General features: G+C 72.8%; 21 protein-coding genes. 7 read left to right on the forward strand and 14 right to left on the reverse strand.

Going from position 1 to position 25,002, the window contains the following annotated elements:
* Positions 1-4: 4 nt before the first annotated feature.
* From ABZV06_RS02145 to ABZV06_RS02180, 8 genes are all read right to left on the reverse strand, one after another.
* Complete coding sequence (locus tag ABZV06_RS02145) at positions 5-1,843, reverse strand: NHL domain-containing thioredoxin family protein (RefSeq protein WP_355617824.1); 1,839 nt, start codon at positions 1,841-1,843, stop codon at positions 5-7.
* Positions 1,844-1,979: 136 nt separating this feature from the next.
* Positions 1,980-4,601, reverse strand: a complete 2,622-nt coding sequence (locus ABZV06_RS02150) for a hypothetical protein (RefSeq protein ID WP_355617827.1) — start codon at positions 4,599-4,601, stop codon at positions 1,980-1,982.
* A 363-nt stretch (positions 4,602-4,964) separates the two neighbouring features.
* Positions 4,965-5,105: a hypothetical protein gene (locus tag ABZV06_RS02155; protein WP_355245438.1), complete on the reverse strand. Its 141-nt coding sequence runs from the start codon at positions 5,103-5,105 to the stop codon at positions 4,965-4,967.
* Positions 5,106-5,324: 219 nt separating this feature from the next.
* Positions 5,325-6,833 carry a dihydrolipoamide acetyltransferase family protein gene (locus ABZV06_RS02160; protein ID WP_355617829.1) on the reverse strand — a complete coding sequence of 503 codons (1,509 nt, stop codon included), beginning with the start codon at positions 6,831-6,833 and terminating at the stop codon, positions 5,325-5,327.
* Positions 6,830-7,819: an alpha-ketoacid dehydrogenase subunit beta gene (locus ABZV06_RS02165; protein ID WP_355617832.1), complete on the reverse strand. Its 990-nt coding sequence runs from the start codon at positions 7,817-7,819 to the stop codon at positions 6,830-6,832. Before ABZV06_RS02165 ends, ABZV06_RS02160 begins: the two co-directional genes overlap by 4 nt.
* Entirely contained in the window at positions 7,819-8,994 is a 1,176-nt protein-coding gene (gene pdhA / locus ABZV06_RS02170; protein ID WP_355245447.1) for a pyruvate dehydrogenase (acetyl-transferring) E1 component subunit alpha, read from the reverse strand. Before pdhA ends, ABZV06_RS02165 begins: the two co-directional genes overlap by 1 nt.
* Positions 8,995-9,648: 654 nt before the next feature.
* Positions 9,649-9,798 carry a hypothetical protein gene (locus ABZV06_RS02175; protein WP_355245450.1) on the reverse strand — a complete coding sequence of 50 codons (150 nt, stop codon included), beginning with the start codon at positions 9,796-9,798 and terminating at the stop codon, positions 9,649-9,651.
* Positions 9,799-9,816: 18 nt separating this feature from the next.
* Complete coding sequence (locus ABZV06_RS02180; RefSeq protein WP_355617835.1) at positions 9,817-10,323, reverse strand: hypothetical protein; 507 nt, start codon at positions 10,321-10,323, stop codon at positions 9,817-9,819.
* 518 nt (positions 10,324-10,841) lie between these two features.
* Here ABZV06_RS02180 and ABZV06_RS02185 point away from each other — a divergent pair.
* Positions 10,842-11,465: a phosphoesterase PA-phosphatase gene (locus tag ABZV06_RS02185; RefSeq protein WP_355617838.1), complete on the forward strand. Its 624-nt coding sequence runs from the start codon at positions 10,842-10,844 to the stop codon at positions 11,463-11,465.
* Between the two features lie 295 nt (positions 11,466-11,760).
* Here the strand turns inward: ABZV06_RS02185 and ABZV06_RS02190 are convergent, their stop codons facing one another.
* The 3 genes from ABZV06_RS02190 to ABZV06_RS02200 are packed head-to-tail and all read right to left on the reverse strand — an operon-like array spanning position 11,761 to position 16,540.
* Positions 11,761-12,984, reverse strand: coding sequence for a hypothetical protein (locus ABZV06_RS02190; RefSeq protein WP_355617841.1), 1,224 nt, complete (start codon positions 12,982-12,984; stop codon positions 11,761-11,763).
* A 38-nt stretch (positions 12,985-13,022) separates the two neighbouring features.
* Entirely contained in the window at positions 13,023-14,708 is a 1,686-nt protein-coding gene (locus tag ABZV06_RS02195; RefSeq protein WP_355617844.1) for a GTPase, read from the reverse strand.
* Positions 14,705-16,540: an ABC transporter gene (locus tag ABZV06_RS02200; RefSeq protein ID WP_355617847.1), complete on the reverse strand. Its 1,836-nt coding sequence runs from the start codon at positions 16,538-16,540 to the stop codon at positions 14,705-14,707. The genes ABZV06_RS02195 and ABZV06_RS02200 overlap by 4 nt, the downstream gene beginning before the upstream one ends.
* Before the next feature lie 220 nt (positions 16,541-16,760).
* Between ABZV06_RS02200 and dnaK the strand changes: the two genes are divergently transcribed.
* The 5 genes from dnaK to ABZV06_RS02225 all read left to right on the forward strand — a co-directional run bounded on the left by dnaK (position 16,761) and on the right by ABZV06_RS02225 (position 21,489).
* Positions 16,761-18,629 carry a molecular chaperone DnaK gene (dnaK, locus tag ABZV06_RS02205; RefSeq protein ID WP_355617850.1) on the forward strand — a complete coding sequence of 623 codons (1,869 nt, stop codon included), beginning with the start codon at positions 16,761-16,763 and terminating at the stop codon, positions 18,627-18,629.
* Positions 18,630-18,674: 45 nt separating this feature from the next.
* A complete protein-coding gene (grpE, locus tag ABZV06_RS02210) occupies positions 18,675-19,433 on the forward strand; it encodes a nucleotide exchange factor GrpE (RefSeq protein WP_355245469.1) in 759 nt (252 codons plus the stop codon).
* 85 nt (positions 19,434-19,518) lie between these two features.
* Positions 19,519-20,706: a molecular chaperone DnaJ gene (gene dnaJ, locus ABZV06_RS02215; RefSeq protein ID WP_355245472.1), complete on the forward strand. Its 1,188-nt coding sequence runs from the start codon at positions 19,519-19,521 to the stop codon at positions 20,704-20,706.
* A gap of 30 nt (positions 20,707-20,736) precedes the next feature.
* Positions 20,737-21,177, forward strand: coding sequence for a helix-turn-helix transcriptional regulator (locus ABZV06_RS02220; RefSeq protein ID WP_007454237.1), 441 nt, complete (start codon positions 20,737-20,739; stop codon positions 21,175-21,177).
* Between the two features lie 132 nt (positions 21,178-21,309).
* Positions 21,310-21,489 (forward strand): hypothetical protein, encoded by a 180-nt coding sequence (locus tag ABZV06_RS02225; protein WP_355245475.1) that lies wholly within the window; start codon positions 21,310-21,312, stop codon positions 21,487-21,489.
* Positions 21,490-21,685: 196 nt separating this feature from the next.
* Here ABZV06_RS02225 and ABZV06_RS02230 read toward each other — a convergent pair whose 3' ends face one another.
* From ABZV06_RS02230 to ABZV06_RS02240, 3 genes are all read right to left on the reverse strand, one after another.
* A complete protein-coding gene (locus ABZV06_RS02230; protein WP_074315768.1) occupies positions 21,686-22,117 on the reverse strand; it encodes a hypothetical protein in 432 nt (143 codons plus the stop codon).
* A gap of 209 nt (positions 22,118-22,326) precedes the next feature.
* Entirely contained in the window at positions 22,327-23,532 is a 1,206-nt protein-coding gene (locus ABZV06_RS02235) for a cation:proton antiporter (RefSeq protein WP_355245479.1), read from the reverse strand.
* A gap of 5 nt (positions 23,533-23,537) precedes the next feature.
* Positions 23,538-24,038, reverse strand: a complete 501-nt coding sequence (locus ABZV06_RS02240; protein WP_355617853.1) for a TrkA C-terminal domain-containing protein — start codon at positions 24,036-24,038, stop codon at positions 23,538-23,540.
* Between the two features lie 255 nt (positions 24,039-24,293).
* Between ABZV06_RS02240 and ABZV06_RS02245 the strand changes: the two genes are divergently transcribed.
* Complete coding sequence (locus ABZV06_RS02245; RefSeq protein ID WP_355245482.1) at positions 24,294-24,929, forward strand: helix-turn-helix domain-containing protein; 636 nt, start codon at positions 24,294-24,296, stop codon at positions 24,927-24,929.
* The last annotated feature ends 73 nt before the right edge of the window (positions 24,930-25,002 follow it).

The following is a 25,002-nucleotide window of genomic DNA, read 5'->3' on the forward strand; positions in this document are numbered from 1 at the left end:
TGCCCTATGCGTCGAGGCCGCGCAGCACCAGGGGCAGCCGGGTCGCGGCACCGTCGACCACGCGTACCGGAACTCCCCAGTCCTGCCGGGTCAGATGGCAGGCCGCGTGCTCGACGTCCGTGTCGCAGGTCGCCGCCTGGGCCGTGACCTGGAGTACCCCGGCGGTCACGTCGCCGTTGAGCACCAGCCGACGGGACAGCTCGGTGCCCGTGCCACCGCCGTCGAGCAGCAGCTCCGGCGGGGACGCCGACACCACCAGCCGGGTCGACGGCCCGAACGTCTCGTCGAGCTTCTGCCCCGGCGCGGGGGTGAAGACGATGTCCAGCGTGACCTCGCCCGCCGCCACGTCGGTCGGCTTGCGCTCGGTACGGTGCCGAGGGCCGTCCACCGTGCTCGCACCAGCCGCAGACAGCGCGCCGGGTGCGAGTCGGGTCAGCCGGTGCGCGGCCGACTCCACCACCAGCACCTCACCGGACGGGGTGAGCACCAGGTCGCTCGGCTCGGCCAACCCGTCCGCGACCGTGGACACCTGGTTGCTGGCCGGGTCGAAGCGGCGCACCGCGCCGTTGTACGTGTCCGCGATCAGCACCGAGCCGTCCGGCAGCGCACAGACGCCCAGCGGGTGCTGGAGCAGTGCCGACTCGGCCGGCCCGTCCACGTGCCCGAAGTCGAACAGGCCCTGCCCGACGGCGGTTCCCAGCACCCCGTTCTGGACGTACCGGATCGCGCTGGTCTCGCTGTCGGCCACCCAGAGCCGGGAGCCGTCGGCCGAGACGGAGAGCCCCGACGGCTGCGCCATCCAGGCCTCGGCCAGCGGCCCGTCACGCAGCGCCTCGACGGTGGTGCCCGCGTACATGCCGGCGGTCCGCTTGATCGGGTCGAACCACCAGAGCTGGTGGATACCCGCCATCGCGATGATCAGTTTGTCGTCGTACCAGGCCAGGTCCCACGGGGACGAGAGGTCCACCGAGAGCGCGTCGTGGGCGTGGTCGTCGACCGAGGCGCGCCACTGCCGCCCGCTGCCGGCCACGGTGACCACCTCGCCGGACTCCAGCCGTACGCCGCGCAGGAGGTGGTTGACGGTGTCGGCGACCACCAGGTCGTAACCGGCCACCTCGGCGACGTGCGTGGGCAGCAGGCACAGGCCCTGCGGCTCGGAGAAGGTCGCCGAGCCGACCGGCCCGTCGGCCCGACCCCGCTCGCCCGAGCCGATCCGACGCACCAGCGTCTCGCCGTCCGGGGACACCTCGACCAGTGAGTGCCGCGCCGAGTCGGACACCAGCAGGTTGCCGTCCGGCAGCAGCGCCGCCTTGCCCGGGAAGCGCAGTGCCGTCTCCGGCGCCGGCGGCGGGACGTACGGCCCGTCACCGCGGTGCAGGGTGCCCTTGGCCTCGTGGGTCGCGATCAGCTCGTCGATCAGCCGGGCCAGACCCTCGGCGTGACCCTCGCCGGCCATCGTGGCCACCACGTACCCCTCGGGGTCGATCACCGAGAGGGTCGGCCAGGCCCGGGCCGCGTACTGCTGCCACATGTCCAGGTCGGGATCGTCGAGTACGGGGTGGTGCACGCCGTACCGCTCGACGGCGGCGACCAGCGCGTCGGCGTCCTTCTCGTGCTCGAACTTCGGCGAGTGCACGCCGATCACGACGAGCACGTCGCCGTACTTCTCCTCCAGCGGGCGGAGCTCATCGAGTACGTGCAGGCAGTTGATGCAGCAGAAGGTCCAGAAATCGGCAAGGACGATCTTGCCGCGCAGGTCCTGCAGGGTCAGGTCCTTGCCGCCGGTGTTGAGCCACTGCCGGCCCCGAAGCTCAGGTGCCCGTACGCGCGCTGTCGTTCCCATGCCTGCCAGCCTGCCACGCCCCGCAGCCCTGGCCACGGGCACCGCCCCAAACCGCTCAGCGTCAGCGGATCATGCGTTGGGCCCCGGACACGGAGCGGCGGGGCCACGGTTGCCCGTGACCCCGCCGTCGGAGGTCCTACTTGGTGGCCGGCTTGAGGCAGAGGACCCGGTTGGTGCCCTCGCCGGGCAGCACCACGTGGGGCTGAGCCGGGTCGGCGCACTTGTCCTTCGCATCCACCTTGGAGACGATCGTGAACGCCCCCGCCTCGGTGCAGTTCACCGCCGAGGCGCCCTGGCCGACCTGCTTGACGCAGGTGCCGACCGCAGGGTCGAAGGCCGGCGTTTTGTCCGCCCCACCGAACTTGCCGAGCAGCATCAGCAGGCCGAGCGGCACCGCCAGGATGAGCACGGCGGCGATCAGCACCGCGGCCAGAACCCGTCCGTTGCGCACCTTCGGCACGGGCGGCTCGGCCTTGGGCTCCTCCTCCGCGTCCGGCTTGAACGCGTCGAACCGTCCCTGGTCCGATCCGGTGGCCTCCTGGCCCCAGGCCGGCGCGGACTGCGGCGGCGGGAAGGCCGGGAACTGCGCGCCCGGTGCCTGCTCGCCGGGCGGCCCGCCGAAGCCCGCAGCGCCGCTCACCGCAGCGGCCCCGGAGGCCGGTGCACCCGGGCCGAACGGGTCGGCCGGACGTTCACCGCCGGACTGCGGCCGAACCCCGTTCACCGGCCGGTTGTTGCCCGGTGCGTCGACGAAGGAGGGCACACCGGGCGGGAACGCCGGCGGCGCGGCGGCGGCCGCGGAGGGCTCACCGAAGGCGTTGGGCGCGGACGACCGGTCGGACTGCGAGTCGTCGCCCCAACCGGGGAAGCCTTGCCGCTCCGACCCGTTCTGCCAGTCCGGCGGACCCTGACGCTCCGGCGCCTGCTGCCAGTCCGGTGCGCTCGGGCGACCGGCGTCCTGCTGCCAGTCAGGCATGCTCGGGCGCTCCGGCGCCTGCTGCCAGTCCGGTGCGGCCGGGCGGCGGGCATCCTGCTGCCAGTCGGGGGTGCTCGGGCGGCCGGCGTCCTGCTGCCAGTCCGGTGCGCTCGAACGGCCGGCGTCCTGCTGCCAGTCGGGCATGCCCGGGTGCTCGGGGCTCGGGTCGGCCTGGAACGCCTCCGGGCCCGCCTGCTCCGGCTCGTCGTCCTCGGGCCGGGCCGGACGGCCGTACACCCGGGGTTGGGGCGTGGCGGCGCTGGCCGGCCGCATGGCCTGGTCGGTCGGGGGCATCACCCGGCTGGCGAGCGGCACCGAGGCGCTCGCGGAGGCACGGCCCGCCGCTCCGGCGGCCGATTCGGCGTCCGACACCGGTACGACCGCGCGGCCCGCGCCGGCCTCCGGGGACGTACGCGGAGAAGGCACCACGGCGGCACCCGCCGACGCCTCCTCGGCGCGGCCCCAGGCGGCGGGCTCGGCGGCGTCCGGGGTGTCCCGCTCGGGGTATGCCGGCTGCTCAGGGATCGGGGCGTACGGCGTCGAGGGCACGAAGTCGGCCGGCGGGGCGGCGGCGAGGCTGGCACCCGGTACGCGCTGCTCCTGCGGGGGCAGCGGCACGGCGTTGGCGGGTGAGATGCCGGGTGCGGGTGCGGGCTGGTAGACCGGTGGCTCGTCGCCCCGGTCGGCGTCCCAGCCGCCGCGTGCCTGTGCGGAGGCCTCCGCCTCGGCGCGGCCCCACACCTCGCCCGGTGACCACGGCTCGATTGCCGCGACGCCAGGGCTGGCCTGCGGCGGGTTGTCCGGGCCGGCGGCGGCCCACCCGGGCGTCGGGTCGCTGCTGGGCACGCTGACGCTGGCCCGGGCGGACGCGGGGCCGGACTGCTCGGCCTGGGGCCATGCGGTCGGTTCCGGACGCTCGGCGGGCTGGTCCTGGGGCGGGAGCACCCAGTCCGGCTGCTGCGGACGGCTCTCCGCGCCGCCCCACGTCGTGGGCTGCGGGGCATCGTCCTGCGCCGGCCAGTTGGCGGCCGGGACCTGGGCCGCGCCGCGCGCCCCGGCCGACTCGGCCTGCGCCCAGCCAGGAGACGCCTGCTCGGCGGGCTGGCCCCAGGTCTGGGGTGCCTGCTCGGCCGGCGTCCACACGGGCTGGTCCTCCCGTGCCGCGGCCGCTCCGACGGCCCAGCCGCCCGACCCCGACGGGTCGTCCTGCTGGGCGGGTACGCCAGCGCGGCCGGCGGGCTGCGCCGGCTCGGGGTGCCACTCCGGGGCCGGCGGGCTGGCCTGGCCTGCGCCGGCTGCCCATCCGCCGGAGCGGGACGGGTCGTCCTGGGCGGGCCACGCGGTGGTGGCCGGGGGCACCTGGGCTGCGCCTCGCGCGGCCGGCTGGGCCTGCGCCCAGTCGGGCTGCTGCTCGGCAGAGGCGGCGGGCCAGGCGGGGGCGGCCTGCTCGGGCGGCGTCCAGCCCTGCTGCGGCGGAGTCCACTGGGCGGGTTGGGCCGGCTCGGATGGACCACCGGCGGCCCACGCGGGCTGCGCGGGATCGCTGAGCTGAGGTGCGGCGGCCGCATCCCAGGCGGGATTCGGCTGCTGCTCGGCCTGGGTTGCCCAGGACGGGTTCGGCCGGGCGGGTGGCGGGGGTGGTGCCCAGCCCAGGTCGGGGCCGGTGGCGTTGTAGCCGTTGTCCGGCTGCGCCGGGCGGTCGCCGTACGGCGCCGGTCCGCCGGCGCCCGGCGACACCTCGTCCGGCTCCTGGCCGGGACGGTGCGGGCCCTCGGACGTCATGGGTGCGCCTCCTCCATCACATGTCGGCCGCCGGTGCCGATCGTCTCCTCGGCATGGCTGCCGGCGTCACCGGCGTACCGCCGTGCCGGCTCCCCGCACCGTATCCGGTGGCCCCTTGGGGCGTCCAAGGAGCACCGGTCGTCACTGCCCGTCGCCGGCTGGCGTCGAGCAGCTTCTATCGGCTCGGCGTCGGCCGGGCCGGCGGGCGGCGACCGAAGCCCACCGTACCGGGCGCTGCGGCAGGGCGGAATCCCGGTGTCACGTGCTGGCGTCCCGGTGTGAACTGCGGGCGGAATGCCGATGGCCCACCCGGTGAGCCGGGTGGGCCATCGATCTGGAGGAGGTGAGGAAAGTCGTGGAGCGTCAGCTCATGTGACGCTGGGCGATGACGAGAAGCTCCTCGCGAACGGCCGGCGAAGTCGCCGAGCGCAGCGCGTGCTCGATGGCACGCGCGCGGCGGTTGGCGTCGCGGTGGTTGCGGATTCGCTCGATCATGCTGCTCATTGCTGGGTCCCCCTGGCTATTCGGTTGTCGGCCCCTGATGTGTCTATTCAACAGCAGAAGCCGGCCAACTTCCATCGATTATGAGGTGAGCTGAGACACCTGCCTAACAATCAAAGGTCAACAGGGCTCGCCGCCGACGGTTCCGTCGCCCAACGGACACGGCCGGTGTGCCGGGCGTTAACCCGTGGCACACCGGCCGTGGCTGGCGTTGCGGACCGGTCAGGTCCAGGCGAGCAGCGCCGCCTCGGGGTCGGCGAGGAAGTCCCCGATGTCGCGCAGGAACTTCGAGCCCAGCTCACCGTCGATGATCCGGTGGTCGAAGCTCAGCCCCAGCGTGGTGACCTGACGGGGCTTGACCTTGCCCTTGTGCACCCAGGGCATCTCCCGCACCGCGCCGAAGGCGAGGATCGCCGACTCACCCGGCGGCAGGATCGGCGTCCCGGTGTCCACCCCGAACACCCCGACGTTGGTGATGGTCAGGGTGCCGCCCGACATGTCCGCGGGCGAGGTGCGGCCGGACTTCGCCGTCTGCACCAGGTTGTTCAGCGCGTCCGCCAACTCCCGCAGGGGGAGCCGGCCGGCGTCCTTGACGTTCGGCACGATCAGACCGCGCTCGGTGGCCGCCGCGATGCCGAGGTTCACGTACTCCTTGACCACGATCTCGTCGCCGGCCCAGGTCGAGTTGACCATCGGGTGACGCTTGACGGCCAGCAGCACGGCCTTCGCCACCAGGAGCAACGGCGAGACCCGTACGTCGCGCCACTCCCGCCGGCCCCGCAGGCGCTCCAGGGCCTTCATCCCCCGGGTCACGTCGACGGTCAGGAACTCCGTCACGTGTGGGGCGGTGAACGCCGAGCGGGACATGTTCTCGGCGGTGAGCTTGCGGACCCCCTTGACCGGGATGCGCTGCTCACGGTCCGCGCCGAAGCTCGCGGCGCTCGTCGCGGTCGAGGTGGCGATGATCGGCTCGGCCGCCGCCGTGGCCCCGCTCAGCGCCTGCTGTACGTCCTCCCGGGTGATCGAGCCCAACGGCCCCGACCCGGTCAGCGTCCGCAGGTCGACCCCGAGATCCTTGGCAAGCTTGCGCACCGGTGGCTTGGCCAACACCCCCGCCGCGACTGCCCCGACCGCCCCGCCGCGTCGATCATGGACGTGTGGTGCCGGGATCGTGGGGGTACCAGCCGGCTTGTCACCCACCACAACTCCATGATCGACCCCAGCGGGGGCCACGGTGGTCGCGGTCTGCGCCGGAACGGCGCCCTTGCGGGGGCGGCGCTTCGCGCTGGTCGTACGCGGGCCGTAGCCGACCAGCACCGCTGTCCGCCCGCCCGGGGCCGCACCGCCGATCAGGCCGGGCTCGATCATGCCCTCGGCCGGTGCCACCTCCACCGCCGCCAGCGACGCCGCCGACGGAGTGGGCAGGTCACCGTCGGGCGTGGCCGTGGTGGACGGGGTGTCCAGCGGGCCCGCGCCCGGGTCGGTGTCGATCGCGATGATCGGCGTACCGACCTCGACCGTGGTGCCCTCCGGGTGGTGGATGGCCTGCACCTGCCCGGCCCACTTCGCCGGGATCTCCACCGCCGCCTTGGCCGTCTCGACCTCGACGATCGGCTGGTTCAGCTCGATCGTGTCGCCGACCTTGACCAGCCAGGCCAGGATCTCGCCCTCGGTCAGCCCCTCGCCAAGGTCGGGCAGGTTGAACGTCTTGATCCGGGACATGTCACTCACCAGCCGAAGGTGCGGTCGACAGCGTCGAGCACCCGGTCGAGGTCGGGCAGGTATTCCTCTTCCACCCGAGCGGCCGGGTAGGGAGTGTCGAACCCGGTCACCCGCAGCACCGGCGACTCCAGCGAGTAGAAGCACTCCTCGGTGATCCGCGCGGCCAGCTCGGCGCCCAGACCGATGTTCGACGGCGCTTCGTGCACCACCACCGCGCGTCCGGTGCGCTTCACCGACTCGTACACCGCGCCCAGGTCCAGCGGCGACAGCGTGCGCAGGTCGATGACCTCCAACTCCCGGCCGTCCTCGGCGGCGGCCGTCGCCGCCTCCAGGCACGTGCGGACCATCGGGCCGTACGCCAGCACCGTCGCGTCCGTGCCGGGCCGCACCACCCGGGCCGAATGCAGGGGGTACGCGTCGGACAGCGGCGCGTCCAGGTCGACCTGGCCCTTCTCCCAGTAGCGCCGCTTGGGCTCCAGGAAGACGATCGGGTCGTCCGAGGCGATGGCCTGCTGGATCATCACGTACGCGTCCTGCGGGTTGGCGCAGGACACCACCTTCAGGCCGGCGGTGTGCGCGAAGTACGCCTCCGGCGACTCGGAGTGGTGCTCCACCGCGCCGATGCCGCCACCGAACGGAATTCGGATGACCATCGGGATGCTGAGCTTGCCGCCCGACCGGTAGTGCATCTTCGCCACCTGCGACACGATCTGGTCGTACGCGGGGTAGACGAAGCCGTCGAACTGGATCTCGCAGACCGGCCGGTAGCCGCGGATGGCCAGGCCGACGGCGGTGCCGATGATGCCGGACTCGGCCAACGGGGTGTCGATCACCCGCTGGTCACCGAAGTCCTTCTGGAGCCCGTCGGTGATCCGGAAGACGCCGCCGAGCTTGCCGACGTCCTCGCCCATGATGATGATCTTGGGGTCGGTCTCCAGGGCGCGGCGCAGGCCGGTGTTGAGGGCCTTGCCGAGGGTGAGCGTCTCCGTGGCCATCAGTGGGCGCTCCCCTCGAACGACTCCATGTAGCGGTTGAACTGCGCACGCTGCTCGTCGAGCAGCGGCGACCCGTTGGGGTAGACGTGGTCGAACATCGTCACCGGCTCCGGGTCGGGCATGGTGAGTACGCGCTCGCGCAGGTGTACCGCCTCGCGGCGGGCCTGCTCGTCGACCTCGGCGAAGAAGGCCGCGTCGGCGATCTGCTGCCTCTCCAGGAAGGTCCGGACCCGGAGGATCGGGTCCTTCGCCTGCCACGACTCCACCTCGCTGGCGATCCGGTAGCGGGTCGGATCGTCGGAGGTGGTGTGCGCGCCCATCCGGTAGGTGTACGCCTCGATCAGGCTCGGGCCCTGCCCGTGCCGGGCGTTGTCCAGCGCCGTGCGGGTGACCGCGTACGACGCCAGCACGTCGTTGCCGTCCACCCGTACGCCGGGGAAGCCGAAGCCGGCGGCCCGCTGGTAGAGCGGGACGCGGGTCTGCCGCTCCAGCGGCTCGGAGATCGCGTACTGGTTGTTCTGGCAGAAGAAGACCAGCGGCGCGTTGAACACGCTGGCCCAGACGAACGCCTCGTTGACGTCGCCCTGGCTGGTCGCCCCGTCACCGAAGTAGGCGATCGCGGCCTCGCCGTCGTCGGTGCCGACCTTGCCGTCCATGGTGATGCCCATGGCGTACCCGGTCGCGTGCAGGGTCTGCGCGCCGATGACGATCGTGTACATGTTGAACTTGAACTCGTTCGGGTCCCAGCCGCCCTGGTCGACGCCGCGGAACAGGCCGAGCGGCATGATCGGATCGATGCCCCGGCAGTAGAGGACCCCGTGCTCCCGGTACGTCGGGAAGGCCATGTCCTGGGTCCGCAGCGCGCGTCCGGAGCCGACCTGCGCGGCCTCCTGGCCGAGCAGGCTGGCCCAGAGGCCCAGCTCGCCCTGCCGCTGGAGCGCGGTCGCCTCGGCGTCCAACTTGCGGACCAGCACCAGGTCGCGGTAGAGCCCGCGGTACTCCTCGTCGGAGAAGTCGACGCGGTACTCGGTGCCGTCCGGCCCGGTGGCGCTGTCGATCCGCTCGCCTTCGGGGGTGAGCAGCTGCACCAGCTCGGGATCGCCGGTCGCGCCCTTCTTGGAGCGGGAAGCTGCCCGCCTGCTGCGGGTGGTGCCCCCGGGGTCGCCCTTTGCCATCGGTCTCTCCCTGTCGTGTCTGCGTCGGCACCGGGGGGTCACCCGGCCACGCAACTCGTGCGCCTGTCCGGCTGCTGCCGGACCGGTTCCTGGCGGCCGCGCCTAGCCCGGGTGGGGGTTGCCGCGCGGCGTGAGCCGGGTTCTGGCCGAACCCGGATCGGGAGCGCCGGCGCCGGGCCGCGTCTGCCGCAGGGGTGCGCGGAGGTCGCGGCTGCGTTGCCGTCGTGTTCCATATTCGCAGAGCAGGTGAGCGCGCCCACAGTACGCCCGGCCCGCATTCCGACCGTCCACGATTTGCTGGCGTTTGTCGTCATCGTGCCGTAGCGCGTCCACCGGGAGTTCCGGTACTGATTCGTCACCGTTCGGTCAGTGTCGCGTGTCGACACGCGGTGGGTGTTGGCTGACGGACGGTAACTGGACGAGGCTGATTACCGCAGGATCGTGCCGATCGGGTGATTGGCCGGGATTGACCCCCGGCCGTCACCCCGTGCGACCTCCGACAGTGACCGCAGGGGCCGACGACAAGGGGTGTGTGGTGGACGAGTCAGGTGACGGCCCCGGCACACCCGCGCTCGGCCGCCACCGCTCGCCGGGCGGCTACCGCCGGGTGATCGGTGCGCACCGGGCACCGGGTGCGGGCGGCCCCTCCCGGGGCTACCTGCTCACCGTCGCGCTACTGGCCGGCACCGCGTCGATGCCCGTCCTGGCGGCGATCAGCGCCGGCTCGGCCACCCCGGGTACCTCCGCGTTGCCGGACACCAGCACCCCGTTCATCCCGACCCCGTCGGTCGGGCCGGTGGTCATCCCGATGCCGGTGACCAGTCAGCCGCCGCCTGTGCTCCCGACACCCGACACACCCAGTGCCGGCCCGACAGCGACCGCCGACTGGCTGCCCGCCGCGCCCCGGCGTGTCCCGGACGACTCGTGGTACGGCCCGAGGGTGGACGACCGGGTGCCCACCCGCCGGGTCGTTTCCGCGCCGCCAGCCCCCCGACCCACGCGGAGCACGCCGCCCGCCGCGCCACCGCCCAGCCCGTCGCCGGTGCCGTCGCCGACCGGCCCACCGGACCCGACCGAGACGTCGTCCACACCGAGCCCGTCGCCAACCGATCCGGCGACACCCACCACGACCGATCCGGCACCCACCACGACCGACCCCTCGACACCCACCACGACTGACCCGTCGACACCCACCACGACCGACCCCTCGACCGCCACCGCAGTCCCCACCAGCACCCTCTCCGCGCCGGCAAGCACACCTCCCCCGTCGCCCACCCCACGCCCGTTGCCCACCCCACGCCCGTCGCCCACCCCACGCCCGTCGCCCACCCCACCCGAGCCGACAACGGCGCCGCCATCAACGCTCGCGCCCAGCCCCACCGCCGCGCCCGAGCCCGCCGCGCCCGAGCCCGCCGCGCCCGCGCCCGAGCCCGCCGAGCCCCGAGTCCGCCGCGATCTTGCACTTTCTGTCGAGATATAAGGTTCGATCCGCCCATAACGACAACAGAAACCGCAAGATCGGCGCGATCGTGTAGGCCGCCGCCCGGAACCGACGACGCCAGGGTTCCCTCGGGCAGGCGCCAACCCCGCGCAGCCACGGGCCTTCGGTGATCAAGAGGTTTGCGTCAAGAATCGTGGTCGCGGTGACGCAAACTTCTTGATCACCGCGAGCGACCGTAGGGGGGTGGGTGCGCGGGGGGCGTGGGGGGCGACCGTTGGGATGGCGTGACGGTCCGTCGGTCGGCGGCCGGACCCGTGCATTCGAGGGCCTTCCCGGCGGTACGGTGACGGGCAGGTGTCACCGAGGCGGCGCTGGTTGGTGGTGGGCGCGTACCAGAGGGGGTGGCGTGGGCGGCGGTGCGGAACCCCGCCCGGTCGCTGCCCGCCCCGGACCGGGGCTGCGGGTGGCCCGACTCGTCACCGAGCTGACCGCCCCGGCCGTGCTGGTGTCGCTGCTGATCGTCACGGTGAGCTGGCACAGCACCCGGGGCAGTGCCCGGGGCCTGGTGTGGGGCCTGCTCGCGACGGTCTTCGTCACCGGCATCCCGTTCGCCTACATCGTCGGAGGGGTTCGTCGAGGACGGCTCACCGACCACCACATCGGTCGTCGGGAGCAGCGGCGGGTACCCCTGCTGGTCGGTCTCGGCTCGGTCGCCGCCGGCCTCGCGCTGCTCCTCGTCCTCGGCGCGCCGCGGCCGTTGCTGGCGCTGGCGGTGGCGGGGCTGGTCGGACTGGTGGTCGCCGTATCGGTGAGCCACTGGTGGAAGATGTCGATCCACTCGGCGGTGTCCGCCGGCACCCTGGTCATCCTGGCGCTGACCTTCGGGCGTGGGTTCCTGGTCGCCGCGCCGCTGTTGGGCGTGGTCGGCTGGTCCCGCGTACGTCTGCGGGACCACACCATCCCTCAGGTGCTCGCCGGCGGAGTGCTCGGCGCGTTGATCGCCGCGATCGTCTTCGGCCTCCTGCGCTGAGCGACCGCGCCGACTGCGCTGGGCGACCGCGCCGACTGCGCTGGGCGACCGCGCCGACTGCGCTGGGCGACCGCGCCGACTGCGCTGGGCGACCGCGCCGACCGTGCCGAGTGAAGGACCGCGCCGACTGCGACTCCACCTCGCCCCGCTGCGCCCGGCTTACAGGGCCGCGCCGCACCGGACCGCGCCGCACCGGACCGGACCGCTCACAGCACCGGACCGCTCACAGCACCGGATCGCTCACAGCACCGGACCGGACCGGGCGGGCGGCTCTGCGCCACCCGCCCGGTTGCCGTCAGGCGCCGTCGTCGGCGAGGCGGTGCCGGTTCGCCTCGATCCAGGCGTCCAGCGCGGCCGGGTCGTCCGGGTCCACGCCGTCGGCCATCAGTTGAGCGACCGCCGCGGTGGCCGGGCTGCGCCGCTCGCCGGTCGAGTAGAGCCGGGCGAATTCCGCGACCATCTCCTCGATGGCCTCGTCGGTCCGCTCGGCGGCGGCCTCGGGAAGCCCTCGCTGGCGCGACGCGTACCGGGCCCAGGCGCGCAGGACCCGGGGCAGCATCGCCGCGTCGTCCATGTCGAGCACGGCACGACGGTGCACCCAGTCGAGCAGGAAGAGGCCGGACACCGCCGGGCTCCACCGCATCGGGTCCGAGTCGGGGAAGGACGCGGCGTGGTCCAGCAACAGGCTCAGGCAGAAGTGCAGCGACGCGAGCTCGGGACCGTCGACGCTGTCGAGCCCGAACCGGGCGGCCTCCGGCGACGCCAGGAAACGCCGGACCAGGTCGGTGCGCTCGGCGGCGGAGAGCGGTTCGACCTCGGCCGGGCCGGTCGGCACGGCGGCCATGGGCAGCACCGCGAGCCGGGCGCCCACCAGCGCGCGGTCGGTGGCGAGTGAGCCCTCGCCGGGCAGCTCGCTCAGGTCGTCGGTGACGGAGAGGTGACGGGCCACCTCGCCCCGCAGCCGGGCCGGGTCCTCGGTACGGAACCAGGTCAGCTCGTCGTCGGCGCACATCTGCCGGACCTGGTCCAGGATCCGCTCGGCGGGCCCGCCGACGAAGATGTCCTTGGTGATCCCGATGTTGTGGTCGATGAGGGCCACCAGTGCGTGCTCCGAGCCCCCGGCCGCGTCGTCGTACGCGAAGGTGGCGAGGTAGGAGGTCTGGTCGCCGTACACGTCCCCGTACGCCCAACTGCCGGTGAGGTGCACCCGGCCGAGCTGACCGGACCAGGCGGGCGCCTGGCTGCCGGGGCGTACCCGATCGGCGCCCTCGGCGCTCGGGACGAGCGTGGCGAAGACCTGCCGGATGGTGGTCGCCGCCGCGATCCGACGGCGGGCGGTGGCGGCGAGGAATCCGGTGACGAACTCCCGCACGGCGGTGTCGCGGTCGGTTTCCGCGATGGCGTAGACACTGCCCAGCAGCGCGCTGCCGAGCATCTCGGCGTCGAGGGCGGACTCCAGCTTGGTCACGTCGCGTGCGGCGTGCAGCACCGCGTCGTAGGGGGTCTGAGGCGTGGCCATGCTTCGACCCTACGCCGCTCGGGGCGTACGCAGAGGCGTCAGCGGCGGGCAGCCTCGCGGAGCGCGTCGCGCGCCTGCGCGTACGAGGCGAGCACGACCCGTACCGGAGCGAGCACGTATTCCTCGCCGACCTCGGCGACGCGGACCGTCAGCCGCTGCCGGGCGCGGGCCCGCGCCCGGCGGGCCGCCCAGCGCACCACCGGCCGGGTCAGCGCCGCCACCAGCAGCCCGGCCAGCAGACCACCGAGCAGCAGCACGGTCGGCATCGGCACCTGCCCGACCATCGGGTTGTCCAGCGCCGGCAGGCCGAGCGCCCGCAGGGCGTAGCCGAGCGCCAGCCAGCCCAGGCCGACCACGGCAGCCAGGGTGACCAGCCACTGCACACCGCCGACGACGCGCCACCACGCTGGCTGGCGGTCCAGGCCGAGGTCGGTGCCGGCGATCGCCCGGTCCAACGCGTCCGGCAGGTCGTCGAGGCGGGACCGGGCCGCCGAGGTCACGGCCGTCGGCCAGGCGGCGGGCAGGCCGCCGGCGGCCCGGTCGGCCACCGCACGGATCGCCAGGCCGAGCGCGGATCGCTGGGCGGCCGTCGGGTCGGGCACCGAGGTCGCCGCGACCAGGCTCTCCGCCGGGTCGGCGTCCGCGCCGGCCGGACCGGGCAGGTGCAGTCGGCGCAGCGGGTCGGGCCGGAAACGCCGCCAGCCCCGGACCACCGGCCAGCCGGTGGCCGCTACGGCCCGATGCCGGTACGCCCGCTCGACCGCCTCGCTCACCGTCGGCACACCGGCGGTGTCGGCCAACGCCCGTTTCAGCGCGGCGACGGTCGCGTCGTCCGGACCACCCGCCGGCCGGGCCGAGCCGATCATCCCGTCCAGCCCGGCGACCACCGTGTCGACGTCGCCGGCCAGTCGACGCAGGGCAGCCTGCCGTTCGGCGACCGTACGTTCCAGCGCGGTGCGCAGCCCGACCATCCCGGCCGGGTCGATGGCGGTGGTGGCGAGCAGCGGCACGCCGGTCAGCCCGTCGGAGTCGAGCAGTCGGCGCAGGTCGTCCAGGACGCGGGGCAGCTCGGCCGCCGGCAGTCGGTCGGCCTGGTTGAGCACGACCAGGGTGACGTCCCGGTGCCGGTGGAACTCGCGCAGGTAGCTGTCGTGGATGACCCGGTCGGCGTACTTCTGCGGGTCGACCACCCAGACCACCTGGTCGACCAGGCCGAGCAGCCGGTCGACCTCGAGGCGGTGGGACCGCTGTACCGAGTCGAAGTCCGGCAGGTCGAGCAGGATCAGCCCGTGCAGGGGCGTCTCGTCGTCGCCGTCGAGCGCGCTCTCGCGTACGAAGCGGTGCCGGGGCAGCACCCCGATCCAGTCGAGCAGGCGGTTGGCGTCCTCCAGCGGGCCCCACACGCACGCGTGCGTCACGCCGGTGGTCGGTCGGCGGACACCGACGGGCGAGAGTTCCAGTTGGGCCAGCGCGTTGAACAGGCTGGACTTGCCGCTGCCGGTCGCGCCGGCGAGGGCGACGACGGTGTGGTCGCGGGACAGCGCGAGCCGGGTGCCGGCCCGCTCGACCAGGGTGTGCGCGGGCACCAGCTCGGCGTCGGGCAGCAGGCCGTCGACGGCGGTCAGGAGCCGGCGTACGGCGTCCAGGCGGGTGATCAGCGCGTCGGGGTCGATCCGCTGGTCGCCGCGGAAGACCTCGCGTACCCGGCCGGCGATGTTGCTCACCGTGAACCCTCCTCGTCGCCGGCCGGCAGGGTGTCGGTGGCCAGGCCGCTGCGGTGCCGGGCCAGCTCGACCCGTCCGGCCGCCCGGCGTAGCGCCTCGCCGGCCGCCTCGGCGGGCCGGGCGTCGGCGGTGCGGGCCAGGAAGCGGTCGGCCTCCGCGTCCAGCAGCGTCCGCACCCGCGCCAGGAGGTCGACCCGGGCCTTGGCAGCGAGGGTACGCACCGCCTGGTCGCCGAAGATCGCCTGGAGTACGGCTTGCGCGGCGACGGTCGTGCCGGCCCCCGTGGCCACCTCCAGCCCGGTGGGGATGAACGCGGTCGAGGCGAATACGGCGATCATGACGGCCAGCCCGGTGGCGTTCACCGCGTACGCGGCGGTACGGGCGACGAACCTCTTGTCGGCGCCCTCGACCCGAACCAGCTCCAGCACGGCGCGTTGCCAGTCCCGGACCATCCGTTCGGCGCGCTCGGGCAGGTCGTCGCTCGGATAGGCGAGCCCCGGTTCGAGCAGATCCGCGCCCGCCGGGTGCGCCTTCCACCCGGTGTACGCGGATTCGGCGGCCTCGGACGCCACACCCCGCAGCAGGGTGACGAGCTGCGACTCGATGGCATTGCGCAGTTCGGAGGAGGGCGCGGGACGGCCGGTGACGGCTGCCACCATCCGGTCCCGGAGACGCCCGATGCGGGCCTCCAGCGTGCGGAAGAACTCGCCGGTGCCGACGAACTCCTGCCAGCGGGCCAGCACCTCGCCGCGCAGCAGCCGCCCGTCCCGCAGACCCTGCTCGACGGTCCGCTCGGCTCCGCGGTACGCGGCCCGGACCCGTTCGTCCAACCCGTCGGCGGCGGTCACCTGCTCGTCGGCGGCGTCGGCCAGTTCCTCGACGGCGGGGTGCAGGGCGGCCAGCGCACCGTCGAGCGTCTGGCGGACCACGGCGGCGCGGGCGTCGGCGTCGGCGGCCAGCCGGGCGAACCATTCGGCCAGCGGAGCCGTAACCCCCTCGGGGAGCAGTCCCTGACCGTCGACCCAGGTCTCGGGCAGGACGAACAGCGGCGCGCGGCCCAGATCCTGGGCGGCGAGCATCTCGGCGAGGTGCGCGGCGATCTCGTCGCTGGCCTCTGCGGGGACCCGGTCGAGCACCATGGCGATCACGGCCCCCCGGCTCCGCGCGCTGCGCAGCAGCTCCCACGGCACCGCGTCGGCGTACCGGGCGGCGGTGGTGACGAAGAGCCACAGGTCGGCGGCGGCGAGCAGTTGGCTCGCGAGTGCGCGGTTGGCGTCGACCACCGAGTCGATGTCCGGTGCGTCGAGGAAGGCCAGCCCCGGGGGCAGCGCCGGCGCGGTCACCAGGTGCAGGGAGCGCGGGTCGTCGCTCGGCTCGGTGGTACGCGTCAACCCGGGCAGCAGGTCGCCCTGCCGGAACCAGGCCGCGTCGGCCGGGTTGCACACCAGCACCGGGGACCGGGTGGTGGGCCGCAACACACCGGCGGCGCTGACGCGGGCCTTGACCAGGCTGTTGACCAGGGTCGACTTGCCCGCGCCGGTGGAGCCGCCGACCACCACCAGCAGCGGGGCGTCCAGCCGGGCCAGCCGGGGCAGCAGGTAGTCGTCGAGCTGGTCGGTCAGGGCGCCGGCGGCGTGCCGGGCGGAGCTGGCCGAGGGCAGCGCGAGCGGATAGCGGGTGGCACCGATCGCGGCCCTCAGGCCCGACAGCGCGCCGGGGAGGCTGTCGTCCCCGGTCGTGACGGACGGCTCCTCCGCGGCGTCCGGAGGGACGGTGCGGGCGGCGACGGCGGGCGCGCCGGAACGGGTGGCGGAATCGCCGTGCGTCGTCACCGCTAAAGCGTGCCCGACCGATGCAAGGGAAGACAACCGGACGGTAATAACGTCTGGGTTGCGTCGGGTCGGCTCAACTCGACTTGACGATTGGCGAGTGCGTGGCACTATTGAGTCAAGTTCACTCAACTTGTGGTGGGGCCCGCTGCGGGCGGTGCCCGCCGAGCAGCCGCGGGCGGTGCCCGTCACCTGCACAACCTTACGAAGCGAGGAAGCGAAGATGGCACGTGCGGTCGGTATCGACCTCGGCACGACGAACTCCTGCGTCAGCGTTCTCGAGGGCGGTGAGCCCACCGTCATCGCCAACGCTGAGGGCTCGCGGACGACCCCGTCGATCGTCGCGTTCGCCCGCAACGGCGAGGTGCTCGTCGGTGAGGTCGCGAAGCGCCAGGCGGTGACCAACCCGGACCGGACGATCCGTTCGGTCAAGCGTGAGGTCGGCACGAACTGGTCCGTCGACATCGACGGCAAGAAGTACACCCCGCAGGAGATCTCGGCCCGGACCCTGATGAAGCTCAAGCGGGACGCCGAGGCGTACCTGGGTGAGCAGATCACCGACGCGGTGATCACCGTCCCGGCCTACTTCAACGACAGCCAGCGTCAGGCCACCAAGGAGGCCGGTGAGATCGCCGGCTTCAACGTGCTGCGGATCGTCAACGAGCCGACCGCGGCCGCCCTGGCGTACGGGCTGGACAAGGGCTCCAAGGAGCAGACCGTCCTGGTCTTCGACCTCGGTGGCGGCACCTTCGACGTGTCGCTGCTGGAGCTGGCCGAGGGCGTCATCGAGGTCAAGTCGACGAGCGGTGACAACCACCTCGGCGGCGACGACTGGGACCAGCGGATCATCGACCACCTGGTCAAGACGTTCCGCGGTGAGCACGGCATCGACCTCGGTCAGGACAAGATGGCTCTCCAGCGCCTCCGTGAAGCCGCCGAGAAGGCCAAGATCGAGCTGTCCGCCGCCACCACCACCAACATCAACCTGCCGTACATCACCGCCGGCTCCGCCGGCCCGCTGCACCTCGACGTGACGCTCAGCCGCGCCGAGTTCCAGCGGATGACGCAGGACCTGCTGGACCGTTGCAAGGGCCCGTTCGAGCAGGCCGTGAAGGACGCCGGCATCAAGATCTCCGACGTCGAGCACGTGATCCTGGTCGGTGGTTCGACCCGGATGCCCGCCGTGACCGACCTGGTCAAGCAGCTCACCGGCCGCGACCCCAACAAGGGCGTCAACCCGGACGAGGTCGTCGCCGTCGGCGCGGCCCTGCAGGCCGGCGTGCTCAAGGGCGAGGTCAAGGACGTCCTGCTGCTCGACGTGACGCCGCTGAGCCTGGGCATCGAGACCAAGGGCGGCATCTTCACCAAGCTCATCGAGCGCAACACCACCATCCCGACCAAGCGCTCCGAGGTGTTCACCACCGCGGACGACAACCAGCCGTCGGTGCTGATCCAGGTGTTCCAGGGTGAGCGGGAGATCGCGGCCTACAACAAGAAGCTCGGCACCTTCGAGCTGACCGGCCTCCCGCCGGCGCCGCGCGGCGTGCCGCAGATCGAGGTCGCCTTCGACATCGACGCCAACGGCATCGTCAACGTGCACGCCAAGGACCTGGGCACCGGCAAGGAACAGAAGATGACGATCACCGGCGGCTCCTCGCTGCCGAAGGACGACATCGAGCGCATGCGCCGCGACGCCGAGGAGCACGCGGAGGAGGACAAGCGCCGCCGCGACGACGCCGAGACCCGCAACGTGGCCGAGGCGCTCCAGTGGCAGACCGAGAAGTTCCTCGCCGAGAGCGGTGACAAGCTGCCCAGCGAGAACCGCGAGCAGCTCAACGAGGCGCTCGGCGAGCTGCGGGGTGCCCTGGGCGGCCAGGACATCGAGAAGATCAAGTCGGCGCACGAGAAGCTGGCGCAGGTGTCCCAGCAGGCCGGCTCGCTGCTCTACGCGCAGCAGGCCGAGCAGGATCAGCCCGGCGGCGAGGCCGGCCCGGGTGCGACCGGTGCGACCGGTGCGCCGGGTGGCGCGCAGGCCGGCGGGGCCGACGACGTGGTCGACGCGGAGATCGTGGACGAGGACGGCAAGAAGTGACTGCCCACCTCCGACACGTGTCCACGGCAGGGATGAGGTAGCCCCATGACGCAGAAGCCACGAGCCGCCGACCCGGGCGACACCGGGTCGACGCCGGGTGGCTCCGCGCCCACGGAGTCGACCACCGGCGCCGAGGAGCGGGTCGTCATCCGCAACAACCGCAAGCTCAGTGACGCGACGGAGCCGGAGGGCACCGCCGCCGACGCGGAGACCGGCGTACCGGCCGAGGGTCTGGTCGAGGACGCCGAGATCGTGGTCGACGAGATCGAGGCCGAGGTCAACGCCACCGATGGTCCGGAGCCCTCCGGTCCGCCGGTGGTGGACGCCCCGGCGCAGCCGGTGGACGGCGGTGGCCCGGGCACCTCGCTCGGCGCCGAGCTGACGGCCCTCCGGTCGGAGCTCGACGAGCGGACCAGGGATCTGCAGCGGGTGTCGGCGGAGTACGCCAACTACCGCAAGCGGGTCGACCGCGACCGTGCCCTGGTGCAGGAGCAGGCGACCGGCTCGGTGCTGGCCGCGCTGCTGCCGATCCTCGACGACCTGGACCGGGCACGGGAACACGGCGACCTGGTCGGACCGTTCGGAACGGTGGCGGACCAGCTCACCGCCGCGCTGGGCAAGTTCGGTCTGACCGCCTTCGGCGAGCAGGGCGACCCGTTCGACCCGACCCGGCACGAGGCGGTCGCGCACCAGACCTCGGCCGAGGTCAGCGAGCCGACCTGCGTGCAGGTCATGCGGCGCGGCTACCAGCTCGGTGAGCGGCTGCTGCGCCCCGCGCTGGTCGCGGTCGCGGATCCGGAATAGTGCGAGACGGTGACCGGGCCGTCCCGTCCCCCCTCAAGGGGTGGACGGGGCGGCCGGGCCACGACGGTCGGAAGGAGGTGGACCGGTGAGTTCGAAGGACTGGCTCGAGAAGGACTTCTACGCCGTGCTCGGCGTGGACAAGGCCGCCTCCGCGGATGACATCAAGAAGACCTACCGCAAGCTGGCGCGGGAATCGCACCCGGATCACAATCCGGGCGACCCGAAGGCCGAGGAGCGGTTCAAGGCCGTGTCCGAGGCGTACAACGTGCTGTCGGACGCCGGCCGTCGCCGGGAGTACGACGAGATGCGTTCGCTGTTCGGTTCGGGTGCGTTCCGGCGCAACGCCCGGGCCGGCGGTCAGCCGGGCGGGATGCCGTTCGACGTCTCCGACCTGTTCGGCGGTGGCGCCGGTGGCGGTGACCGTCGTTTCGGCGGTGGGGCCGGCTTCCAGGACCTGTTCAGCTCGATCTTCTCGGGCGGGCAGGCAGGTGGTCAGGCCGCGGCGCGCGGTCCGGCCCGTGGCCGGGACGTCGAGACCGAGGTGGCACTGGACTTCGGCGACGCGGTGCGCGGGGTGACCCTGCCACTGACGTTGCGCGCTCCCGGTGTCTGCGACACCTGTCACGGCAACGGCGCCAAACCCGGCACCCAGCCACGTACCTGCCCGGTCTGCCACGGGGCCGGTGTGACGAACCGCAACCAGGGGTCGTTCAGCTTCTCCGAGCCGTGCGGTAACTGCCAGGGCGTCGGAACCGTGGTGGAGGAGAAGTGCCCGGAGTGCCACGGCAGCGGCGGAGTCACCAAGACCCGCACGATGAACGTGCGCTTCCCGGCCGGGGTGGCCGACGGCCAACGCATCCGGTTGGCCGGGCGCGGTGAGCCGGGTGAGCGCGGTGGCCCGACCGGCGATCTGTTCGTGCACGTCAAGGTCCGGCCGGACGAGTTGTTCGGGCGTACCGGAGACGACCTGACGTTGACCGTGCCGGTGACCTTCGCGGAGGCCGTGCTCGGCACAGACCTGCGGGTGCCCACGCTCGACGGCGCGGTGACGCTGCGGGTGCCGCCGGGTACGCCCAGCGGCCGGGTGCTGCGGGCCCGGGGCAAGGGCGTGGTCCGTCGCGACGGGCAGGCCGGCGATCTGCTGGTCACCCTGGACGTGGTGGTGCCCGCCCGGCTGACGGACGAGGCGCGGGCCGCTCTTGAGGCGTTCGCCGAGCAAAGTCCTCCGGCGGCGCGGGAACATCTCGACGCACGGGTGCGTCGGGTCGGTTAGTCCGGTGGGATGGACGCGGAGGTGAGCGGGATGTCGGGCGAGTTCCTCGGTTCGGGTGACCCTGCCTACGAGGCCAAGGTGCTCATGATCTCGGTGGCGGCGCGGATGGCGGGGATGCACCCGCAGACCCTGCGCCAGTACGACCGGCTGGGGCTGGTGCAGCCCGGCCGGGCGGCCGGCGGTGGTCGTCGCTACAGCGTCCGGGACGTGGTGCTGCTGCGCGAGGTGCAGCGGCTCAGCCAGGACGACGGGATCAACCTGGCCGGTGTCAAGCGGATCATCGGGCTGGAACGGCTGCTGGAGCAGGCGCAGCAGCGGGTCGCGCGGTTGGAGGCGGAGTTGGACGCCGCGTACCGCCGGGTGGCCGAGTTGGAGTCGCTGGCCCGCTTCCCGGGTCGGGATCTGGTGCCGACCAACCGCACGTCCACCGCGCTGGTGGTCTGGCGTCCCCGCCGTACGACCGACCGCTGACCCACGTACCGCCCTCGGCCCGGCCCGCGCTCCGATTTTCCGGCGCGGACCGGGCCGCTTCCGTTAACCTGTCGATACGGGGTCCAAACGGCTTAATTCGGGCCTACCGGCATGGCATGGCGAGGGGGAGCGATGGCGGAGCCGGCGAAGAAAGTCGCTCAGCAGACGGAGGAACGGCTGGAAGGCTTGGCCGACACCGTCCGCGAGAAGTTCGACAAGGTCACCGAGGGAACCTTCCGCGACCGGATCAAGGAAGGGCGGTTCGCCGACCAGAGCGACCAGGCCCGACCAGAGACGGACCGCGAGCACTGAACCGGTGACCGACGTGCGGGCCGGGACCCACGGGGGGTCCCGGCCCGTTCGCCCTGCTGTGTGGCCCCGCGCCGAGCGTCTACCTCCGCGCCGATCTTGCACTTTCGCACGGTGAAATGTTCCGGTTCATGCAGTAAGTCGGCGCAGAAAGTGCAAGATCGGCGCAACGGGAGGGCGGGGTGACGCGCGGCGTGGTTCAGCCGAGGCGGCGGTTCTCGCGGACCAGGCCGCCTTCGCACCAGTCCCGGTAGACGAAGAGATCCGGCCGGGCCAGCAGCACGCGGCCGTTGTGCGCCCAGATCTTCATCAGCTCGTCGCCGTCGCGCTCCGCCTGCTCGACGAGCTTGCGGAAGCGGCGCTTGGGGTGAGCCCGGAAGTTCGTCCGGATGCCGTCGGCGGCGTAGATGTAGAGGCAGTGCAACGCGAAGCGTCGGGCCGGGCAGGTCGGGTCCATCGCCAACTCGAAGAGCGTCAGCACCAGCCGGTCACCGGAGACCAGCAGGTCCCAGTCGGGTGGCATGGACGCCAACGGCACCGAATCCGGTTGGTACGCCCAAGCTCGCAACTCCGCCGGCGTCGGATCGACGGGGTTCGCGAAGCCGTGAAACGTCGACTCCTGCACGCTCACCGGCCAACCTTCCGCTCTCGCCCGCGGGTGGCAACGCTGCCTGCGGACCGTGGCTGCTGGGGCGAAACGGTAACCCGCCGTCGGTTACGGCGGTAGTACCCGCAGGGCGCAATTCGGCATCCGTCGGCCGGCCAGCCCGAACGGCCGTTCGGGTGTCCTGGCCACCGCCGTTGCCCTGCCTCCCATCAGCAGGACAACGGCGGTGAGCGTCAGTCGTGGACCGGGACAGCTTCCCGCCGCTGGGCCAGCGCGCGGGTGCGCAACCACCGCTTGAACCACGGGAAGTCGGGCAGCCGGGCCAGGATCGGGCCGGTCACCACGGTGATCAGGACGTACGTCGCGGCGAGCGCGGCCAACCGCGGCTCGACGCTGCCGGCGGCGACGGCGAGCCCGGCGATGACGATGGAGAACTCACCCCGGGGTACGAGCGCCAGACCGGCCCGCCAGCGACCGGGTTCGGCGATGCCGACCCGACGGGCCGCCAGGTAGCCGGTGAGCGTCTTCGTGCCCATGGTGACCACGGCCAGCGCGAGCGCCGGCAGCAGCACCGGCGGGATGTCCTGCGGGCTGGTGGTCAGGCCGAAGAACACGAAGAACACGGCCGCGAACAGATCCCGCAGTGGGGACAGCAACTCGGTGGCGTGGTGGGCCACCGGACCGGAGAGCGCGATGCCGACCAGGAACGCGCCGACCGCCGCCGACACCTGGAGCGACGCCGCGATGCCCGCGATCAGCAAGGTCAGGCCGAGTACGCCGAGCAGCAGCGCCTCCGGGTCCTTCGCCGACAGGGCGGACGAGATCAGGTGGCCGTACCGGATGGCGACCACCAGCACGATCAGCACCGTGCCCACCGCGACGGTGAGCGCGATCCCGCCGCCGAGCAGGCCGGTGCCGGCCAGTACGGCGGTGACCAGGGGCAGGTAGAGCGCCATCGCCAGGTCTTCGATGACGAGCACCGAGAGGATCACCGGCGTTTCCCGGTTACCGAGCCGACCCAGGTCGGCGAGGACCTTGGCGATCACCCCGGACGAGGAGACCCAGGTGATGCCGCCGAGCACCAGGGCGGCCACCCAGTCCCAGCCGAGCAGCAGGGCGAACCCCGCGCCGGGCAGCGCGTTGAGCACCCCGTCGATCAGGCCGGCCGGCGCCGCCGAGCGCAGGTTGCCGACGAGTTCGTTGGCCGAGTACTCCAGGCCGAGCATCACCAGCAGGAGGATCACGCCGATCTCGGCGCCGACCGCGAAGAACTCCTCGCTGGCGTCCAGCGGCAGCAGCCCACCGTGCCCGAACGCGAGCCCGGCGAGCAGGTAGAGGGGGATGGGAGAGAGGCCGAAGCGTCGACTGAGCCGGCTCAGGAGCCCGAGCAGCAGCAGCAGCGCACCGACTTCGATGAGCAGAGTGGTGAAATCGTGCATCCGCCTCAGCCGTCCGGGTCACTGTCGGCGAGGATGGCGGACACACCGTCGAGACCTCTGCGGGTCCCGACGACGACCACCACGTCACCGGCGGCGAAGCGGAACGAGGGGAGCGGCGAGACGATGACCTCGCCGTCGCGCAGCACCGCCACGATGGAGGCACTGGTGCGGGTACGCGCCTTGGTGTCGGCGAGCGGCCGGTTGACGTACCGCGACCCCGCCGAAATGGCGATCTGCTCGGTGAGCAGCCCAGCGGCCTGCTCGCGCAGCCCGGAGAGCTGACCGAGCATCAGCGACGCGCCGAGGATGTCGGCCAGCGCCTCCGCCTCGTCGTCCGTCAGCGGTATGTCCGCCTGGCAGGCATCGGGATCGTCGGGGTCGTAGAGGACAAGATCACGGCGGCCATTGCGGTGGGAGACGACACCTAGGCGGCGTCCGGACTCCGTCACCAGATCGTGGCGTACCCCGATCCCGGGTAGGGCGGTCTGCTCGACACGTACTCGCACCCGACCAAGGCTACCGCCACGTGAACAGCGCGCAGATCTTGGACGCAGAGACAGCGGTTGCGGCCTTTGATCGACACGACATCGCCGAAGTGGGGGCATCCAGCGAGCGGGACACCCCCACGTCGGCGATCCGGTGTGGATCAAAGTCGGCGGCCCGCCAGTCGAGCCCGTCCCGCCAGCGGTCGACGGGCGCGCGGACCCGGGCGGTGCCCAGTAGCAGACCGGAACGATCCGTTCCAGTGCTAGTCTCAGGTCGTGTCGACGAAACCCCTGGCTGGTCGCCGGGCACAGGCCGCCCGCAACGACGAGGTGATCCTCGAAGCCGCCCGCGCGGTCTTCCTCGACGATCCGAAGGCGCCGATCGCCGCCGTCGCGGACCGCGCCGGCGTCGGCATCAGCGCGCTCTACCGGCGGTACGCGGGCAAGGAGGCCCTGCTGCGCCAGCTCTGCCACGACGGGCTGCGCCGCTACGTCGCCGTCGCCGAGGAGGCGCTCGCGGAGCCGGACGACTGGGCCGCCTTCGCCGGGTTCCTGGCCCGGGTTGTCGACGCCGACGTGCACTCGCTCACCGTGCACCTGGCCGGCACCTTCACGCCGACCGAGGAGATGGGCCGGGACGCGGTACGCGCCGGCGAGCTGGCCGCCACGCTCGTCGAGCGGGCGCACGCCAGCGGACGGCTGCGCCCCGACGTGGTCGTACAGGATCTGGGGTTGGTGTTGGAGGCGTGCGCGGCGGTGCGCGTACCCGATGGGGAGCGGACGCGTGAGCTGCGCCGCCGGCAGCTTGCGGTGCTGTTGGGTGGTCTGTCGACGGTGTCGGAGGCCGACCCGCTGCCCGGCCCGGCCCCGGCGGCCGGGGAGTTCGACTGGCGGTGGCGACGCAGGGAGTGACGGGCGTCACAGGCTAAGGTTGAGTGGAATACGCTCAACTCTGGTGGTGTCCAACCCAATGGACATCGCCGAT

Source organism: Micromonospora sp. NPDC005172 (assembly GCF_040608555.1).
Lineage (GTDB): Bacteria > Actinomycetota > Actinomycetes > Mycobacteriales > Micromonosporaceae > Micromonospora.

What these genes read in the sequence shown, in the direction of transcription:
- ABZV06_RS02145 (WP_355617824.1), bottom strand. Translation starts at nt 1,843, where the DNA reads ATGGGAACGACAGCGCGCGTACGGGCACCTGAGCTTCGGGGCCGGCAG.
- ABZV06_RS02150 (WP_355617827.1), bottom strand. Translation starts at nt 4,601, where the DNA reads ATGACGTCCGAGGGCCCGCACCGTCCCGGCCAGGAGCCGGACGAGGTG.
- ABZV06_RS02155 (WP_355245438.1), bottom strand. Translation starts at nt 5,105, where the DNA reads ATGAGCAGCATGATCGAGCGAATCCGCAACCACCGCGACGCCAACCGC.
- ABZV06_RS02165 (WP_355617832.1), bottom strand. Translation starts at nt 7,819, where the DNA reads ATGGCCACGGAGACGCTCACCCTCGGCAAGGCCCTCAACACCGGCCTG.
- pdhA (WP_355245447.1), bottom strand. Translation starts at nt 8,994, where the DNA reads ATGGCAAAGGGCGACCCCGGGGGCACCACCCGCAGCAGGCGGGCAGCT.
- ABZV06_RS02175 (WP_355245450.1), bottom strand. Translation starts at nt 9,798, where the DNA reads ATGACCACCGGCCCGACCGACGGGGTCGGGATGAACGGGGTGCTGGTG.
- ABZV06_RS02190 (WP_355617841.1), bottom strand. Translation starts at nt 12,984, where the DNA reads ATGGCCACGCCTCAGACCCCCTACGACGCGGTGCTGCACGCCGCACGC.
- dnaK (WP_355617850.1), top strand. Translation starts at nt 16,761, where the DNA reads ATGGCACGTGCGGTCGGTATCGACCTCGGCACGACGAACTCCTGCGTC.
- grpE (WP_355245469.1), top strand. Translation starts at nt 18,675, where the DNA reads ATGACGCAGAAGCCACGAGCCGCCGACCCGGGCGACACCGGGTCGACG.
- ABZV06_RS02220 (WP_007454237.1), top strand. Translation starts at nt 20,737, where the DNA reads ATGTCGGGCGAGTTCCTCGGTTCGGGTGACCCTGCCTACGAGGCCAAG.
- ABZV06_RS02225 (WP_355245475.1), top strand. Translation starts at nt 21,310, where the DNA reads ATGGCGGAGCCGGCGAAGAAAGTCGCTCAGCAGACGGAGGAACGGCTG.
- ABZV06_RS02235 (WP_355245479.1), bottom strand. Translation starts at nt 23,532, where the DNA reads ATGCACGATTTCACCACTCTGCTCATCGAAGTCGGTGCGCTGCTGCTG.